Genomic DNA, 499 nt, shown 5'->3' with positions numbered 1-499 from the left:
TAGCCAGCTGCTCACCCGGCAGAACTGTTATGTGGACACAGCTCTCTATGCTGGCTATAGTGATGGCGACCGCAGGAAGAAATTGTTTTTTGTAAAAGAGGGAGAAAAGAAAGTAAAATTCAGGGGTAGTTTTGCACAGGATAACGACATTCAGTTTACGGGGAGTACAATCGGTGAGATGTACCTGACTTTTGCGGAGGCTTCATTGAAGATATCGGGTAAAAAGGGGGATGTGATCGAGAAATTGAATTATTTTCTAAAATCGAGATATGAAACAGGCAAATGTCCCGATATCCCGAACGGGGAGGAAGAGTTGAGAGATCTTATCCTTAATGAAAGAAGGAAGGAACTTATCTTTCGCAATAGGCGATACGAGGATGTAAGACGACTGAACCTAGAAGGGTATAATATTACTTTTACACGTAAACTGGCCGGTAGAGAATACCTATTGAAACCTAACGCATTAGCATATGCACTTTTGATCCCGTTGGAAGCTATC

At 42.3% G+C, this 499-nt stretch carries 1 protein-coding gene; it reads left to right on the top strand.

The genetic code is table 11. The annotated features are described in order from the left end of the window. The coding region (locus tag AC07UV_RS25715; protein WP_495185857.1) for a RagB/SusD family nutrient uptake outer membrane protein at positions 1 to 499 on the top strand (499 nt) is incomplete at both ends.

The sequence above is a fragment of the Sphingobacterium sp. GW821-FHT03E03 genome (assembly GCF_059420745.1).
This window is presented reverse-complemented; position numbering and strand designations above follow the sequence as displayed.